The 14,307-nt window shown below is 74.7% G+C and carries 16 protein-coding genes; 7 read left to right on the top strand and 9 right to left on the bottom strand.

Features of this window, described 5'->3' with window-relative positions:
• Positions 1 to 5 precede the first annotated feature (5 nt).
• Positions 6 to 914, top strand: coding sequence for an acetaldehyde dehydrogenase (acetylating) (locus FJQ57_RS07375; RefSeq protein WP_139978571.1), 909 nt, complete (start codon positions 6 to 8; stop codon positions 912 to 914).
• Complete coding sequence (dmpG, locus tag FJQ57_RS07380) at positions 911 to 2,020, top strand: 4-hydroxy-2-oxovalerate aldolase (RefSeq protein WP_139978573.1); 1,110 nt, start codon at positions 911 to 913, stop codon at positions 2,018 to 2,020. The genes FJQ57_RS07375 and dmpG overlap by 4 nt, the downstream gene beginning before the upstream one ends.
• A 52-nt stretch (positions 2,021 to 2,072) precedes the next feature.
• Here the strand turns inward: dmpG and FJQ57_RS07385 are convergent, their stop codons facing one another.
• Positions 2,073 to 2,966: an SDR family oxidoreductase gene (locus FJQ57_RS07385; RefSeq protein ID WP_139978575.1), complete on the bottom strand. Its 894-nt coding sequence runs from the start codon at positions 2,964 to 2,966 to the stop codon at positions 2,073 to 2,075.
• An 80-nt stretch (positions 2,967 to 3,046) separates the two neighbouring features.
• Here FJQ57_RS07385 and FJQ57_RS07390 point away from each other — a divergent pair, with 80 nt between their 5' ends.
• Entirely contained in the window at positions 3,047 to 3,919 is an 873-nt protein-coding gene (locus FJQ57_RS07390) for an alpha/beta fold hydrolase (RefSeq protein ID WP_139978577.1), read from the top strand.
• Between the two features lie 98 nt (positions 3,920 to 4,017).
• Here the strand turns inward: FJQ57_RS07390 and FJQ57_RS07395 are convergent, their stop codons facing one another.
• The 3 genes from FJQ57_RS07395 to recA all read right to left on the bottom strand — a co-directional run bounded on the left by FJQ57_RS07395 (position 4,018) and on the right by recA (position 6,526).
• The gene (locus FJQ57_RS07395; protein ID WP_170219316.1) at positions 4,018 to 4,770 is read right to left on the bottom strand and encodes a sporulation protein; all 753 of its coding nucleotides are present in this window, start codon (positions 4,768 to 4,770) and stop codon (positions 4,018 to 4,020) included.
• A gap of 102 nt (positions 4,771 to 4,872) precedes the next feature.
• Positions 4,873 to 5,493, bottom strand: coding sequence for a regulatory protein RecX (locus tag FJQ57_RS07400; protein WP_139978581.1), 621 nt, complete (start codon positions 5,491 to 5,493; stop codon positions 4,873 to 4,875).
• Positions 5,483 to 6,526: a recombinase RecA gene (gene recA, locus FJQ57_RS07405; RefSeq protein WP_139978583.1), complete on the bottom strand. Its 1,044-nt coding sequence runs from the start codon at positions 6,524 to 6,526 to the stop codon at positions 5,483 to 5,485. The genes FJQ57_RS07400 and recA overlap by 11 nt, the downstream gene beginning before the upstream one ends.
• Before the next feature lie 230 nt (positions 6,527 to 6,756).
• Here recA and FJQ57_RS07410 point away from each other — a divergent pair, with 230 nt between their 5' ends.
• Genes FJQ57_RS07410 through FJQ57_RS07425 form a run of 4 tightly spaced genes read left to right on the top strand, consistent with a single transcriptional unit; the run spans position 6,757 to position 9,241 of the window.
• Positions 6,757 to 7,227 (top strand): phosphoribosyltransferase, encoded by a 471-nt coding sequence (locus FJQ57_RS07410; RefSeq protein WP_139978585.1) that lies wholly within the window; start codon positions 6,757 to 6,759, stop codon positions 7,225 to 7,227.
• Positions 7,228 to 7,236: 9 nt separating this feature from the next.
• Positions 7,237 to 8,097: a polyphosphate kinase 2 family protein gene (locus tag FJQ57_RS07415; RefSeq protein ID WP_211348761.1), complete on the top strand. Its 861-nt coding sequence runs from the start codon at positions 7,237 to 7,239 to the stop codon at positions 8,095 to 8,097.
• On the top strand, positions 8,094 to 8,855 hold the full coding sequence (locus tag FJQ57_RS07420) for a HipA family kinase (protein ID WP_139978587.1): 762 nt from the start codon (positions 8,094 to 8,096) through the stop codon (positions 8,853 to 8,855). Before FJQ57_RS07415 ends, FJQ57_RS07420 begins: the two co-directional genes overlap by 4 nt.
• Positions 8,852 to 9,241: a DUF3037 domain-containing protein gene (locus FJQ57_RS07425; protein WP_246081640.1), complete on the top strand. Its 390-nt coding sequence runs from the start codon at positions 8,852 to 8,854 to the stop codon at positions 9,239 to 9,241. The genes FJQ57_RS07420 and FJQ57_RS07425 overlap by 4 nt, the downstream gene beginning before the upstream one ends.
• Before the next feature lie 3 nt (positions 9,242 to 9,244).
• Here the strand turns inward: FJQ57_RS07425 and FJQ57_RS07430 are convergent, their stop codons facing one another.
• Genes FJQ57_RS07430 through FJQ57_RS07450 form a run of 5 tightly spaced genes read right to left on the bottom strand, consistent with a single transcriptional unit; the run spans position 9,245 to position 14,304 of the window.
• On the bottom strand, positions 9,245 to 9,529 hold the full coding sequence (locus FJQ57_RS07430) for a hypothetical protein (protein ID WP_139978588.1): 285 nt from the start codon (positions 9,527 to 9,529) through the stop codon (positions 9,245 to 9,247).
• Positions 9,526 to 11,295, bottom strand: coding sequence for an ABC transporter permease subunit (locus FJQ57_RS07435; protein ID WP_139978590.1), 1,770 nt, complete (start codon positions 11,293 to 11,295; stop codon positions 9,526 to 9,528). Before FJQ57_RS07435 ends, FJQ57_RS07430 begins: the two co-directional genes overlap by 4 nt.
• Positions 11,292 to 12,779, bottom strand: a complete 1,488-nt coding sequence (locus FJQ57_RS07440; RefSeq protein ID WP_246081641.1) for an ABC transporter substrate-binding protein — start codon at positions 12,777 to 12,779, stop codon at positions 11,292 to 11,294. Before FJQ57_RS07440 ends, FJQ57_RS07435 begins: the two co-directional genes overlap by 4 nt.
• Positions 12,770 to 13,567 (bottom strand): ABC transporter ATP-binding protein, encoded by a 798-nt coding sequence (locus tag FJQ57_RS07445; RefSeq protein WP_139978592.1) that lies wholly within the window; start codon positions 13,565 to 13,567, stop codon positions 12,770 to 12,772. Before FJQ57_RS07445 ends, FJQ57_RS07440 begins: the two co-directional genes overlap by 10 nt.
• A complete protein-coding gene (locus tag FJQ57_RS07450; RefSeq protein ID WP_139978594.1) occupies positions 13,564 to 14,304 on the bottom strand; it encodes an ATP-binding cassette domain-containing protein in 741 nt (246 codons plus the stop codon). Before FJQ57_RS07450 ends, FJQ57_RS07445 begins: the two co-directional genes overlap by 4 nt.
• Positions 14,305 to 14,307: the final 3 nt, after the last annotated feature.

Below are 14,307 nucleotides of genomic sequence, written 5' to 3' on the forward strand. Positions count from 1 at the left end.
GCACGGTGAGCACAGGCAAGAAGACCGCCGCCATCGTCGGGCCCGGCAACATCGGGACCGACCTGATGCACAAGCTGCTGCGCAGCGACGTCATCGAGCCGCGCTGGATGATCGGCGTCGACCCGACCTCCGAGGGCCTGCGGCTCGCCGCGGAGCACGGACTGGAGGCCAGCCACGAGGGCGTCGACTGGCTGCTGGAGCAGGACGAGCTGCCCGACCTCGTCTTCGAGGCCACCTCGGCCTACGTGCACCGCGAGTACGCCCCGCGCTACGCCGAGGCCGGCATCCGCGCGGTCGACCTGACCCCGGCTGCGGTCGGGCCCGCGGTCATCCCGCCGGTCAACGGCGCGGAGCACCTCGGCGCGGCCAACGTCAACATGATCACCTGCGGCGGCCAGGCCACCATCCCGATGGTCGCCGCGGTCTCGCGGGCCGTCGCCGACGTCGGTGGGGTGTCCTACGCCGAGATCGTCGCCTCGGTCTCCTCGATGTCGGCCGGTCCCGGCACCCGGGCCAACATCGACGAGTTCACCCGCACCACCGCCGCCGGCGTCGAGACCATCGGCGGGGCCGCGGTCGGCAAGGCGATCATCATCCTCAACCCCGCCGAGCCGCCGATGATCATGCGCGACACGATCTTCTGCGCCGTCCCGCCCGAGGCCGACCTCGACGCCGTCGTCACCTCCGTGCACGCGATGGAGCAGGCCGTGCAGGAGTACGTCCCCGGCTACCGGCTGCTGCAGGAGCCGCAGGTCGACGGGCCGTCCGAAGCCACCCGGGGCCAGGTCAAGGTCTCGGTGTTCGTCGAGGTCGAGGGCGCGGGAGACTACCTGCCGCCGTACGCCGGCAACCTCGACATCATGACCGCCGCCGCCGCCCGGGTGGGCGACGAGATCGCGAGGAGCCTCCGATGACGCAGACCTTCTCCGACCCCGACCTCAACACGCTGTCCCGCACCTGGTCGGGCACCCACGGCGACGAGCCGTTCGGCCACCTCGACCTCCGCCTGACCGACACCTGCCTGCGCGACGGGTCGCACCACAAGCGGCACCAGTTCACCGCCACCGAGGTGCGCGACATCGTCGGCGCGCTCGACGCCTCCGGCATCCCGGTCATCGAGGTCACCCACGGCGACGGGCTCGGCGGGTCGTCGTTCAACTACGGCTTCTCCCGCACGCCCGAGCAGGAGCTGATCGCCATCGCGGCCGAGACCGCGACCCGGGCCAAGATCGCCTTCCTCATGCTCCCCGGCGTCGGCACCAAGGACGACATCCGGGCGGCCCAGGACAACGGTGGCCAGATCTGCCGGATCGCCACCCACTGCACCGAGGCCGACGTCTCGATCCAGCACTTCGGCCTGGCCCGCGAGCTCGGCCTGGAGACGGTGGGGTTCCTGATGATGAGCCACACCCAGCCCCCCGAGGTGCTGGCTCGCCAGGCCCGCACCATGGTCGACGCCGGCTGCCAGTGCGTGTACGTCGTCGACTCCGCCGGCGCGCTCGTCATGGAGCAGACCGCCGACCGGGTCTCGGCCGTCGTCGCCGAGATCGGCCACCAGGCCGACGTCGGCTTCCACGGCCACGAGAACCTGGGCCTGGGCGTGGCCAACACCGTCATCGCCGCCCGGGCCGGCGCCACCCAGATCGACGGGTCGGTCCGTCGCTTCGGTGCCGGCGCCGGCAACACCCCGCTCGAGGCGTTCATCGGCGTCTGCGACAAGCTCGGCTGGACCACCGGCGTCGACTTCCTCACCGTCGTCGACGCCAGCGAGGACGTCATCCGCCCGGCCATGCCCGAGGAGTGCCGCCTGGACCGGATGACGCTGATGATGGGCTACGCCGGCGTCTACTCCAGCTTCCTCAAGCACGCCGGCAACGCCGCCGAACGCTACGGCGTCTCCGGCGCCCAGATCCTCCTCGAGGCCGGCCGCAGGGGGCTGATCGGCGGCCAGGAGGACCAGCTCATCGACATCGCCCTGCTCCTGAGGTCCGAGCAGGACAAGGCCGCCGCCGGCTCTTGATCGCTGACCCGCCGCGCCGTCACGACGGGCCAGCGTGGCGGGCGAGCGTGGATCAGATGGAGACGGGCTTGCCGCCGGTCACGGCGATGACCTCGCCGGTGACGTAGGTGGCGTCGTCGGAGGCCAGGAACACGTACGCCGGGGCGACCTCGGCCGGCTGGCCGGCGCGGCCCAGCGGTGTCGACTCGCCGAAGGAGGAGACCTGGTCCTCCGGCATGGTGGCGGGGATGAGCGGGGTCCAGATCGGGCCCGGGGCGACCGCGTTGACCCGGATGCCGTCACCGCCGAGCGCCTCGGCCAGGCCGCGGGTGAAGTTGACGATGCCGGCCTTGGTCACCGCGTAGTCGAGCAGCGGCGGCGCGGGCGAGGAGGCCTGGACCGAGCTGGTCGAGATGATGCTCGACCCCGGTCGCAGGTGGGGCAGCGCGGCCTGGGCCAGCCAGAACATGGCGTACAGGTTGGTCTTGAAGACGCGGTCGAGCTGCTCGGTCGAGATGTCGGCCAGACCGCCGGGCTGGGCCTGCTGGTAGGCGGCGTTGTTGACGAGGACGTCGAGGCCGCCGAGGTCGCGCACGGTCCGCTCGACGACCTCGCGGCAGAACGCCTCCTCCTGCAGGTCGCCCGGCAGCAGCAGCGCTCGTCGGCCCGCGTCCTCGACCCACTCCGCGGTACGACGGGCGTCCTCGGCCTCGCCGGGCAGGTGGACGATGGCCACGTCGGCGCCCTCGCGTGCGAAGGCGATGGCCACGGCCCGGCCGATGCCGGAGTCACCGCCGGTGACCAGGGCGACCTTGCCGGGCAGCCGGTCGTGCCCGACGTACCCCTCCTCGCCGTGGTCGGGCTCCTCGCCCATCGCGGAGGTGACCGAGCCGGGGTGGCCGGGGTCGGGCAGCTGCTCGCCGTCGGTGTCGGGGTGGTCGTGGACGTCGCGGGGGTCGCTGGTCATGCCGTCCGGTGCCCAGCCCGCGTCGCGCCACCCGGACCCAGGTGGGTGACAGCGCGGGCCACCGCGGCTAACGTGACACCGTGTCGCAGACAAACCGGACCTCGGCCCGACGGCGCCGCCGCGAGCCCGTCCCGGCCCCCACCGTGCACACGGGCACCGGGGAGCCCCTCCTGCTCCTGCACCCCTTCACCACCTCCCACGACGTGTGGGCCGAGGTCGTCCCGACCCTGGCGCAGGAGCACGAGGTCGTGGCGGCCACCCTGCCCGGGCACTGGGGCGGTCCGCCGCTGCGCCGCCGCGACGTCTCGCTGCAGGCCTACGCCGACGGCGTCGAGACCCTGCTCGACGAGCTCGGCTGGGACACCTGCCACCTGGCCGGCAACTCCATCGGTGGCTGGCTCGCGTTCGAGCTGGCCCAGCGCGGCCGCGCGCGGAGCGTCACCGCCATCGCGCCGGCCGGCAGCTGGACGAAGTGGTCGCGCGAGGAGATCGTCGTGGCGGGCAAGTTCGCCGGCCTGTACGCCGCCGCGCTGCTCGGGCACGCGCTCGGCGAGCGGGCGCTCGACCTGCCGCTCCACTCCCTCGTGCTCAAGACCGTCTCGCACCACCCGCGCCGGGTCTCGCGCGAGCGCGCCGACAACTTCGTCCGCGCCGCCTCGCGCTGCCCGTCGTTCCTGCCGTTCATCCTCTCCGAGGTGCGCAGCTCCGACGCGACCGACGTGCGCGGACTCGACCGCGAGGTCCCGGTGCGGCTGGTGCTGTGCGAGCGCGACCTCCTGCTCCCGCCGAAGCGGTACGGCGCGCCGTACGCCGCCGCCATGCCCGACGCCGACGTGGTCACCCTGGCCGACATCGGGCACATCCCGATGTTCGAGGACCCCGACCTCGTCGCCGCGACGATCCTCGAGCACACCCGGGCGCACGCCGCTCTCCGGCACGCCGACACCGCCTGAGACCGCCTGGGACCGCCCGGGACCGCCTGGGACCGACGACGCCCCGCGACCGGTCGGTCGCGGGGCGTCGCCTCGGGGGTGCGAGCGGGGTGGGTGGCTCAGACGGTGCCGAGCACGTGGTTGATGTGCTGGGTGATCGACTGGACGTCGGTGTCCTGGTGGTTGAGGGTGAAGCGACGGGTGACGTCGGAGCCCTCGAGGAAGAACCCGCCCTTCTTGTCGACCTCGATGAGCACGTCGAGGTCGTGGGCCCGGGTGAGGAAGGTCAGCTCGACCTCTTTGAACCGGCGGCCCGAGCTGCGGGCGTCGAACTCGTACTCGCCGTAGAACCCGAGCGTCGAGCCCGGCACCCGGCCGGCCTCGAAGTCGGCGCTCTTGAAGTGGAAGTTGAGCTGCTGCATCGAGTACAGCACCGCCTCCTGGGCCGGCAGGGCCTGCACCCGGATGGGGTCGTTGTCGCGGGCGTCGACGGCGTTGTCGATCTCGAGCACCGTGGCCACGGCGATCTTGAGGCCGTGGATGTGCTGGCTGCCGACCAGGTTGGGCGACAGCTCGATCGGCACCTGCAGCTGGAAGGGCAGCGAGGCGTGCTGGCCGGGGGAGACCGCGAACGGCCCGCTGATGCGCTGCTCGCCGATGAGCCGGGCCGAGCTCCACTCGTCGTCGCCGGACTCGACCTCGACGACGGCCGAGATCGCGGCGCGGATGCCCTCGAGCTGCTGCTCGATCTCGCCGCCGCGGACGTCGACGCGTCCGGTCAGGACTCCGCCGGGGTAGACGGTGGGGTTGTCGAGGACGGTGTCGACCTTGGCGCCGCCCTTGCCGAGCGCGGCCTGCAGTTTCTTGAACATGAGCGGCACCATAGCCACTCCGGAGCCCGTCGAACCCCCTCAATCGGTGGCGGTCGCGTGCCCGGTCCAGACCGCGGCCGGTCCCGGCCCTGGGATTGCTGCTCAGTCCGCCTCGGGGGCCTCGCGACCGGCGCCGGCCAGCTCCTCGCGGACCACGGCGTACGCCGTGCCGGGAGGGTAGCCCTTGCGGGCCAGCATGCCCACCAGCCGCCGGGTGGCGGTGGTGTCGTCGACCCGGGCCAGTGAGCGCAGCTTCTTGCGGACCAGCGCCCGGGCGGCGGCGTCCTCGTCGTCGGGGTCGAGCTCGTCGAGGGCCTCCCGGGCCACCTCGTCGTTGACGCCCTTGCGGCGCAGCTCCTGGGCCAGCGCCCGCCGGGCCAGGCCCTTGGCCGACTGGCGGCCGGCCACCCAGGCACGGGCGAAGGCCGCGTCGTCGACCAGGCCGACCTCGGTGAACCGGTCGAGCAGCCGGGCCGCGACGTCGTCGGGCACGTCCTTGCCGCGCAGCTTCTCGGCCAGCTCGTACCGGGAGCGGGCCCGACCGGTGAGCTGGTCGAGCAGGATCGTGCGGGCCACCGACTCCGGGTCCGCCTCGGGACCGAGAGCCTCGACGTCGACCGGCGGCTCCGGAGCCGGCCCGGCCGACCGGGTCCAGGCGGCGACGCCCCCGTGGACGTCGCCGCGCCAGGGGTCGGCCCGACCGACGACGGGCTCAGAAGTCATCGATGCCGATCGGCTTGTCGGAGAGCACGTCGTCGTCGACGCTCGGGACGACGCCCAGCTTCTCCAGGATCTTCTTCTCCAGCTCGTTGGCCAGGTCGGGGTTGTCCTTGAGGAAGGTGCGGGCGTTCTCCTTGCCCTGGCCGAGCTGGTCGCCCTCGTAGGTGTACCAGGCGCCGGCCTTGCGGATGATGCCCGCCTCGACGCCCACGTCGATCAGGCCGCCCTCGCGGCTGATGCCCTTGCCGTACATGATGTCGAACTCGGCCTGCTTGAACGGCGGGGCGACCTTGTTCTTGACGACCTTGACCCGGGTGCGGTTGCCGACCATGTCGGTGCCGTCCTTGAGGGTCTCGATGCGCCGCACGTCGAGGCGGACCGAGGAGTAGAACTTCAGCGCCCGACCACCGGTGGTGGTCTCGGGCGAGCCGAACATGACGCCGATCTTCTCGCGGAGCTGGTTGATGAAGATGGCCGTGGTGCCGGAGTTGTTGAGGGCACCGGTCATCTTGCGCAGCGCCTGGCTCATCAGGCGGGCCTGCAGGCCGACGTGGCTGTCGCCCATCTCGCCCTCGATCTCGGCGCGGGGCACGAGCGCGGCGACCGAGTCGATGACGATCAGGTCGAGGGCGCCGGAGCGGATGAGCATGTCGGCGATCTCGAGGGCCTGCTCACCGGAGTCGGGCTGGGAGACCAGCAGGGCGTCGGTGTCGACGCCGAGGGCCTTGGCGTAGTCGGGGTCGAGCGCGTGCTCGGCGTCGATGAAGGCCACGATGCCGCCGCGGGCCTGGGCGTTGGCCACCGCGTGCAGGGCGACCGTCGTCTTGCCCGAGGACTCCGGGCCGTAGATCTCGACCACCCGGCCGCGCGGCAGGCCGCCGAGGCCGAGCGCGACGTCGAGGGCGATCGAGCCGGTGGGGATGATCTCCAGGGGCGCGCGGGTCTCGTCGCCGAGGCGCATCACCGAGCCCTTGCCGAACTGCTTCTCGATGTTGAGCAGCGCCGCGTCGAGGGCCTTGTCGCGGTCTCCAGCCATGGTGTCCGTCCTTTGCTTCACAGGGGTGTCGTGGTCGGTCGTCGTGATCCGTCGGCCGAGACGCTAGGGGCGACCACCGACACAACGCCTGCGGTGACGGTGGGCCTGTGGACGACCGCCTGGATCGACTGCGCCTTCGCGACGCGACCAGCCTAGGACGAACACGTGTTCGAACCCATCCGACACGCCGCCGTAACCTGCGCGGCGCCGATCCTGGGCACACTCGGAGGGTGACCGACGACCGCGAGGTGCTCACCTGGACCGCGTTCGGCGAGGCGGTCGACGACCTTGCCCGCCAGGTCAGGGCCGACGGCTACCAGCCCGACCTCGTCCTCTCCGTGGCCCGCGGCGGGCTCGCCCTCGGCATGGGCCTGGGCTACGCGCTGGGGGTCAAGGACGTCGCCGTCATCAACGTCGAGCTCTACACCGGTGTCGACGAGCGCCTGCCCGCCCCCGTCGTCCGTCCGCCCACCCCTGCCCCCGTCGAGCTGGAGGGGCGCACGGTGCTCGTCGTCGACGACATCGCCGACACCGGGCTGACCCTGCGGCACGTCCAGCAGTTCTGCGCCGGCCACGTCGCCGACGTGCGCAGTGCGGTGGTCTTCGAGAAGGACCGCTCGGTCGTGCGGCCCGACTACGCCTGGCGCCGGACCGAGAAGTGGGTCGACTTCGCGTGGTCGGCGGTCCCGGTCGGCTCCTAGGCTGGGTCGGTGACCACCAGCACCGCAGGCATCCCGGCCGCCCTCCGCCTGGCCGCCGGCCCCGTGGACCTCGCCGCGATCGAGACCGACGCGGCGCCGGCGTACGACGGGGGCAAGGCGCAGGGGGCGGCCGACCTCGCCGCGATGGGCGCCGAGCTGGCCGACCTGCAGGAGCGGCTCTTCGCCGAGGGCACCGCGGGCGGCACCCGCTCGGTGCTGCTCGTCCTGCAGGGCATGGACACCTCCGGCAAGGGCGGCACGCTGCGCCACACCGTCGGACTGGTCGACCCCCAGGGCGTGCGCATCACCTCGTTCAAGGCGCCGACCGAGGAGGAGCGCAGCCACGACTTCCTGTGGCGCATCGAGCGGGCCCTGCCGCGGGCCGGGACGATCGGCGTCTTCGACCGCTCCCACTACGAGGACGTGCTCATCGCGCGGGTGCGCTCGCTCGCCCCGCCCGAGGAGGTCGAGCGCCGGTACGCCGCCATCAACGACTTCGAGCAGCGGCTCGTCGAGGGCGGGACGACGGTGGTCAAGTGCATGCTGCACGTCTCGGCCGCCGAGCAGAAGGAGCGCCTGCTGGCGCGCCTCGACGACCCGACCAAGCACTGGAAGTTCAACCCCGGCGACATCGACGAGCGCTCGCAGTGGCCGGCCTACCAGGAGGCCTACGAGGTCGCGCTCGAGCGCACCCACACCGACCACGCACCGTGGCACGTCGTCCCGGCCGACAAGAAGTGGTTCCGCAACCTCGCCGTCGGGGCGCTGCTGCTGCAGACCCTGCGGGGGCTCGACCCGCAGTGGCCGGCGGCCGACTTCGACGTCGCCGAGCAGCGCCAGCGCCTGCTCAGCGAGGACCCGCTCGCGTGAGCCCCCTGGAGACGGTCACCGTCACCCGCTTCGTGACGCCGCTGCGCGAGGGCGGCAGCCTGCCGGGGGTCGTCGAGGGTGACGACCTCGGCACCTACGTGTGCAAGTTCCGCGGCGCGGGCCAGGGGCCGCGCGTCCTGGTCGCCGAGGTGGTGGTGGGCGAGCTCGCCCGCGCCATCGGCCTCGACGCCCCCCGCCAGGTCGTGCTCGACCTGTCCTCGGAGATCGCCCGCTACGAGGCCGACGAGGAGGTGCAGGACCTCCTGACCGCCAGCACGGGGCTCAACCTCGGCAGCGACTTCCTCCCCGGCTCCTTCGGGTACGACGGGCAGACCGGCATCGAGTCCGCCGTGGCCGGCCGGGTGGTCTGGCTGGACGCGTTCTGCGCCAACGTCGACCGCTCGTGGCGCAACCCCAACCTGCTGCTGTGGAACGGCGCCCTCTGGGTCATCGACCACGGCGCGTCGCTGTACTTCCACCACGCCTGGCCCGGCGGGGTGGGAGACCCGGCCCGGTTCGCGGCCCAGCCGTGGGACCCCGCCGACCACGTCCTGGTCGGCCGTGCGGGCGACCTCGCCGCCGTCGACGCGGAGCTGACCGCGCTCGTGACGCCCGAGCTCCTCGCCGAGGTCGTGGCCCTGGTCCCCGACGCCTTCCTCGACCCGGTACCGGGAGCGGGGACGCCGGAGGAGCTGCGGGCGGCGTACGTCGCGTTCCTGGTCGCCCGCCTCGGCACCCGCCAGTGGCTGCCGGCGTGAGCGGCGCGGTCGCGGTGCAGGCCTACCAGTACGTCGCGCTGCGCTGCGTGCCGCGCGTGGAGCGCGAGGAGTTCTGCAACGTCGGCGTGGTGCTCTACTGCCACGCCACCAACTACCTCGCCGCCGCCTGGCGGGTCGACGAGGCGCGCCTGGCTGCGCTCGGCGACGTCGACCCGGCCCTGGTCCGCGACGCCCTGGCCTTCGTCGACGCCGTGTGCGCCGGCACGGAGCGGGCCGGGGGAGCCGGGCGGGTGCCGGTGAGCCAGCGCTTTGGCTTCCTCAAGGCGCCGCGGAGCACGGTGCTGCAGCCCGGTCCGGTGCACGGGGGAGTGACCGCCGATCCGGCCCGGCAGCTGGGACACCTGCTGGACCGGCTGACCGGCTGAGGTTCAGAGGATCGCCTCCCAGGTGGTGAGGGCCAGCACGACCGGCACCACGACGGTCAGGATGACCGCCCACCCGGCGCCACCGGTGGCCCACCGCACCATCCAGAACGCGCCGCCCCAGGCGATGAGGCAGACGGGCAGCAGGGGCCAGAAGTACGCCGCGAACAGGGCCAGGACGGGGCTGAGGGCGATGGCCTGCAGGCACCCGACGACGGCGCCTACGACCGACGTGGGGTAGGGCTGGCCGCGCTCGACGACGTGCGGCAGGGCGACCGGGGGCTGGTTCACGGAACGGAGGCTATCTCAGATTTGAACGCGTTCACATCACTCGGTGAGCCCCGGTCGTGGTCGCGGCGGCGGACTACGGCCCCGCCGGAGACGGCGAGCACGCCGACCAGCACCAGGGCCAGCGCCGGGGCGCCGACGGCCCACGGCGCGCGCTCGACGTACGGCGCCCCGTCGGCCAGGAGCAGCCCCCACTCCGGCGAGGGCCGGGCCGGGCCGAGACCGAGGAACCCGAGGCCGGCCAGGGCCAGCACGACGGCCGGCAGGCGCAGCGCGGCGTGCCGGGCGACGGGACCGGCGACGGTCGGCAGCAGGTGGCGCCACACGACCCGGGCCCGCCCGACCCCGAGCGTGGGCAGCACGGCCACGTGGGGCTGCGCCCGCGACTCGACGACGAGGGCGGCGGTGTGGGCGGCCAGCGGTGCCCACGAGACCAGCAGGACCGCGGCCGCAGCGCCGGCCAGCGAGGGGCCGCTGACCGACGCGACGACGATGCCGACGACCACCGGCGGGGCGGCGTTGGCCACCTCGACCGGCCCGACCGACAGGCGCGGGGCCAGGCCCACCAGCAGCCCGACGGCCAGGCAGCACGCGGTGACGACGACCGCCGTGCCGACCGTGGTGACCGCCCCGTGCGCCACCCGGGCCAGCAGGTCGCGCCCGCTGGCGTCGGCGCCGAGCGGCAGCGACCACGACGGCGGGGCGAGCCGCGCGTGGTCCGAGGCGTAGGGGTCGCGCAGCAACCCGACCAGCACCACCGTGGCCAGCGCCGCGGCACACGCCAGGGGGAGCGCCCGCTCCCCCCGCCGCCGTACGACGACGGGCGCGGGCACCTGCAGCACGCCGGCCCTCAGCGCGGGGCCGAGCAGGGCCCGGCGGGCGGCCGCGGCCAGGAGGCCGACGAGGACGGCCAGCCCGAGCAGGGCCAGCACGCCCGCCTGGAGCGCGGGCAGGTCCTGCGCGGACGCCGCGCCGAGGGTGGCCCGGCCGAGCCCGGGCACGGCGAAGACCTCCTCCACGGCGACCGCACCGCCGGTCAGCCCGACCACGACGAGCCCGGCCTGGGGGAGCACCGACGGCAGGGCGCGTCGCAGGACGGCGAGGGTGGTCTCTCTGTCGGTCCAGTCCGCCGCCCGCCACGTGCGCAGCCAGCGCTCGGCGAACACCGCGGTCACCGACTCGGCGGTGACCCGGCCGAGCAGGCCGCCGGCCGGCACCCCGAGGGCGAGGGCGGGCAGGACGACCGAGGACAGCCCGGACCAGCCGTAGGGCGGGAACCACCCGAGCCACACCGCGCCGACCACGAGCAGCAGCAGGGCGAGGAGGAACTCCGGCAGCGCGGTCAGCGCCGCCGCGCCGGCCCCGGAGCCGGCCGACGCCCGCCCCCGCAGCCCGCGCCGGACCGCCGGGGCGACGAGCAGCGCGGCGACCACGAGGGCCACGACCGCGGCCCAGGCCATCAAGGTCAGCGAGACCGCCAGCGCGTCCAGCACCCCGGGGCCGACCTCGGCGCCGGAGATCCACGACCGCCCGAGGTCGCCGCGCACGACGCCGCCCCACCACTCGGTGGTCGTCGCGAGCGGGCCGCGGGCGAGACCGAGCTCGGCCCGCACGGAGGCGAGGGCCTCCGGGGTCGCCTCGCGGTCGGCGTACCGGGCGCGCAGGACGGTGTACTCCGGGCTGCGGCCCGAGAGCCACGGGAGGGCGCCGAGGAGGGCGAGCAGCCCGGCCAGGGCGCCCGCCCGCGACAGCGCGGTCAGGCCCCTCACGGCTCCAGGGTGGTCGAGGCCAGCACCAGCTCGCGCTCGCGGGGGTCGCGGGCGACGCCGCCGACCCCGGCGGCCTCGCCCTGGACCACCCGCTCGTGCAGCAGCGGGACGGCGGCGTCGCGGGCCAGGATCGCGGCCTCGGCGCGCATGATCGCGGCCTGCCGCTCCTCGCCGGCCGGGGTGCGGCCCGCCTCGGCGAGAAGCCGGTCGACCTCGCGGTCGCAGAACTGGGAGATGTTGAAGGACCCGTCGCAGGAGAAGTCGCTGACCAGGTAGGCCACCGGGTCGCCCGAGTCGAGCACGGTGGCACGGGAGAGGATGAAGACGTCGAAGGCGCCGTCGAGGGCGTCGGCCTCGATGTACTGGTACTCCCGCACGTCCTGGGTCACCTCGAAGCCCGCGGCCTCCAGCTCCTGCTCCACCAGCACCGCCACCTCGGGCAGCTCGGCCCGGTCGGTGAAGGTGCCCAGCGTGATCGGCACGCCGTCGACCCGGGCGGGCGCGGTGCGCTCCGGCTCCGCCCGCAGGTCGGCCGCCCACGGCAGCGCCGGGCCGAGCAGGCCGGCCGCGACGTCGGCGCGACCCTCGTAGACGTCGGCCACCAGCCGGGCCCGGTCGACCGCCTGCCGGGCCGCGGCCCGCACGGCGGGGTCGGCGAACGGGCCCTCGGAGGTGTTGAGGTAGAGGGTGTTGGTCCGCGGCATCGGCACCTCGTGGACGAGGTCGGGGTCGACCTGGGCCGCCTGGCCGACCGGCACGGCCTCGACGACGTCGGCCTCGCCCGTGCGCAGCGCCGCCGCGCGGGCCGTGCCGTCGGGCACGTAGGCGACGTCGAGGCCGGACACCTGGGCGGGCTCGCCCCAGTAGTCCTCGAAGCGGTCCAGGGTGGCCCCGGAGGTGCCGTTGCTCGCGACCAGCTCGAAGGGGCCGGTGCCCGTGCCGACCGGGTCGACCGGCCCGCCGTCGTACGCCGCGGGGGAGAGGATGGACAGCTGCGGGCTGGACAGCCGCTGGGGGAGCAGGGGGTCGGTGTCGCCGGTGCGGACCTCCACCACGCCGGCCTCCGGGCTCGTGACCTCGAGGTCGACACCGTCGAGGATGCGGGGCACCGGCGTAGAAGCTGCGGCCGCGGTCAAGGCGGTGACGACCGCCGCGGCGTCGAGCCCGGCGCCGTCGTGGAAGTGGACCCCGTCGCGGACCTCGAAGCGCCACGTACGGTCGTCGGTCTGCTCCCACGAGGTGGCCAGCGCGGGCCTGGCGAGGCCGTCGGCGTCGAGGCTCACCAGCGTCTCGGCCGTGCGCCAGCGGGACAGCTTGAACGCGTCGTCGCTGAACGGCGACAGGCCGGAGCGCGGGGGCTGGAGCATGGCGATCGAGAGCCGGTCGTCGCCCTCGGTCGCCTCCTCGCCGTCGCTCGGGACGCAGGCGGTCAGGGCGGCGACGCCGACGAGCAGCAGGCCGCCGGACAGGGACTTCAGGAGCACAGGGGTTCCTCTCGGGTGGGGTCGGTGGTGCCAGGGGTGCCAGGGGTGACGGCGTCGAGCAGCGCGCGGGTGGCGGGGTGCTCGGGACGGGTGAGGAGGTCGGAGGTCGGGCGGTCCTCGACGACCCGCCCGGCGTCGACCACGACGGTGCGGCGGCCCAGGCGGGCCACCGCGCGCAGGTCGTGGGAGACCAGCAGGACGCCGAGGCCCTGGGTCTCGTGCAGCGAGGCCAGCAGCTCCAGGACCTGGTGGCGCCGGGGCAGGTCGAGCCCGCTGGTCGGCTCGTCGGCGAGCAGGAGACGCGGCCGGGTGGCCAGGGCGCGCGCGACCGCGACCCGCTGGGCCTGGCCGCCGGAGAGCTGGGCCGGGCGGCGGTCGCCCAGGTCGGGGTCGAGGCCGACCGCGGTGAGGGACTCGGCGACGCGGGCCTCGACGTCGCAGGACACGCGCAGCCGACGCAGGGGGTCGGCCACCAGGTCGCGCACCCGCCAGCGCGGGTCGAGGGAGCCGGCCGGGTCCTGGGCGACGTACTGGACGGCGCGCCGGAACTCCCGGGTGCGGGAGCCCGCCCGCTGCTCGACGCCGCCCCAGGCGACCGAGCCGGCATCGGGGCGACGCAGGCCGAGGAGGGCGTGCACGAGGGTCGACTTGCCCGAGCCCGACCGGCCGACGACGCCGACCGCCTCGCCGGCGGCCACCGTGAGGTCGACCCCGTCCAGCGCCGTCGTGCGCCGACCGCCCCGGCCGTGCACGACGCGGAGGCCCCGTGCCTGGAGGACCGGGGTCACCAGGCGTCCTCGAGCAGCCGGTGGTGGCGGACGAGCTCGCGCGCGGCCGGGTGGCGGGGCGCGGCGAGGAGGGTGGCGAGAGGTGCGTCCTCGACGACCCGGCCGGCGTCGACCACGACCGCGCGGTCGCAGGTGCGCCGGGCGGCGGCCAGGTCGTGCGTGACGAGCGCGAGGGTCGCCGGGAGCTCGGCCAGGACCGTCAGCACCGCGGCCTCGGTGACCACGTCGAGCGCGGAGGTCGCCTCGTCGGCCACGATGACCGGGGACCCGCAGGCCAGGGCGAGGGCGAGGCAGGCGCGCTGGCGCTGGCCGCCCGAGAGCTCGCCGGGGTAGCGGCGCGCCACGGTCGACGGGTCCTCGAGCCCTGCCCGGGCCAGCAGCGCCTCGGTCCGGCGAGCGCGGGTGGCCCGGTCGCGCACGGTGCGGCGCAGCGGCCGGCCGACCTGCGCGCCGACCCGGACCAGCGGGTTCAGGGCCGCCGCCGTGTCCTGCTGGACCAGGGCGACACGGCTGGTGCCGGTGCGCACCGACCCGCTCCGCACCAGGTCGGCGGGCAGCGTGTCGGTGAGCGCCGCGGCCAGCAGCGACTTGCCGGCCCCGGACACGCCGAGCACGGCGACCCGCTCCCCGGCGGCCACGTGGAGGTCGACCGGCCCGAGCAGGGTCCGGCCGCCCGGGGTGGCGACGACCAAGCCATCGACCTCGACGGCGCACGCGCGCGCCTGACCCCCACTCACCCC

This window comes from Nocardioides litoris, assembly GCF_006346315.1.
Classification (GTDB): domain Bacteria; phylum Actinomycetota; class Actinomycetes; order Propionibacteriales; family Nocardioidaceae; genus Nocardioides; species Nocardioides litoris.

Coding starts and splice junctions, on each gene's coding strand:
- recA (WP_139978583.1), bottom strand. CDS start 6,526: ATGGCTGGAGACCGCGACAAGGCCCTCGACGCGGCGCTGCTCAACATC.
- dmpG (WP_139978573.1), top strand. CDS start 911: ATGACGCAGACCTTCTCCGACCCCGACCTCAACACGCTGTCCCGCACC.
- FJQ57_RS07395 (WP_170219316.1), bottom strand. CDS start 4,770: ATGTTCAAGAAACTGCAGGCCGCGCTCGGCAAGGGCGGCGCCAAGGTC.
- FJQ57_RS07385 (WP_139978575.1), bottom strand. CDS start 2,966: ATGACCAGCGACCCCCGCGACGTCCACGACCACCCCGACACCGACGGC.
- FJQ57_RS07400 (WP_139978581.1), bottom strand. CDS start 5,493: ATGACTTCTGAGCCCGTCGTCGGTCGGGCCGACCCCTGGCGCGGCGAC.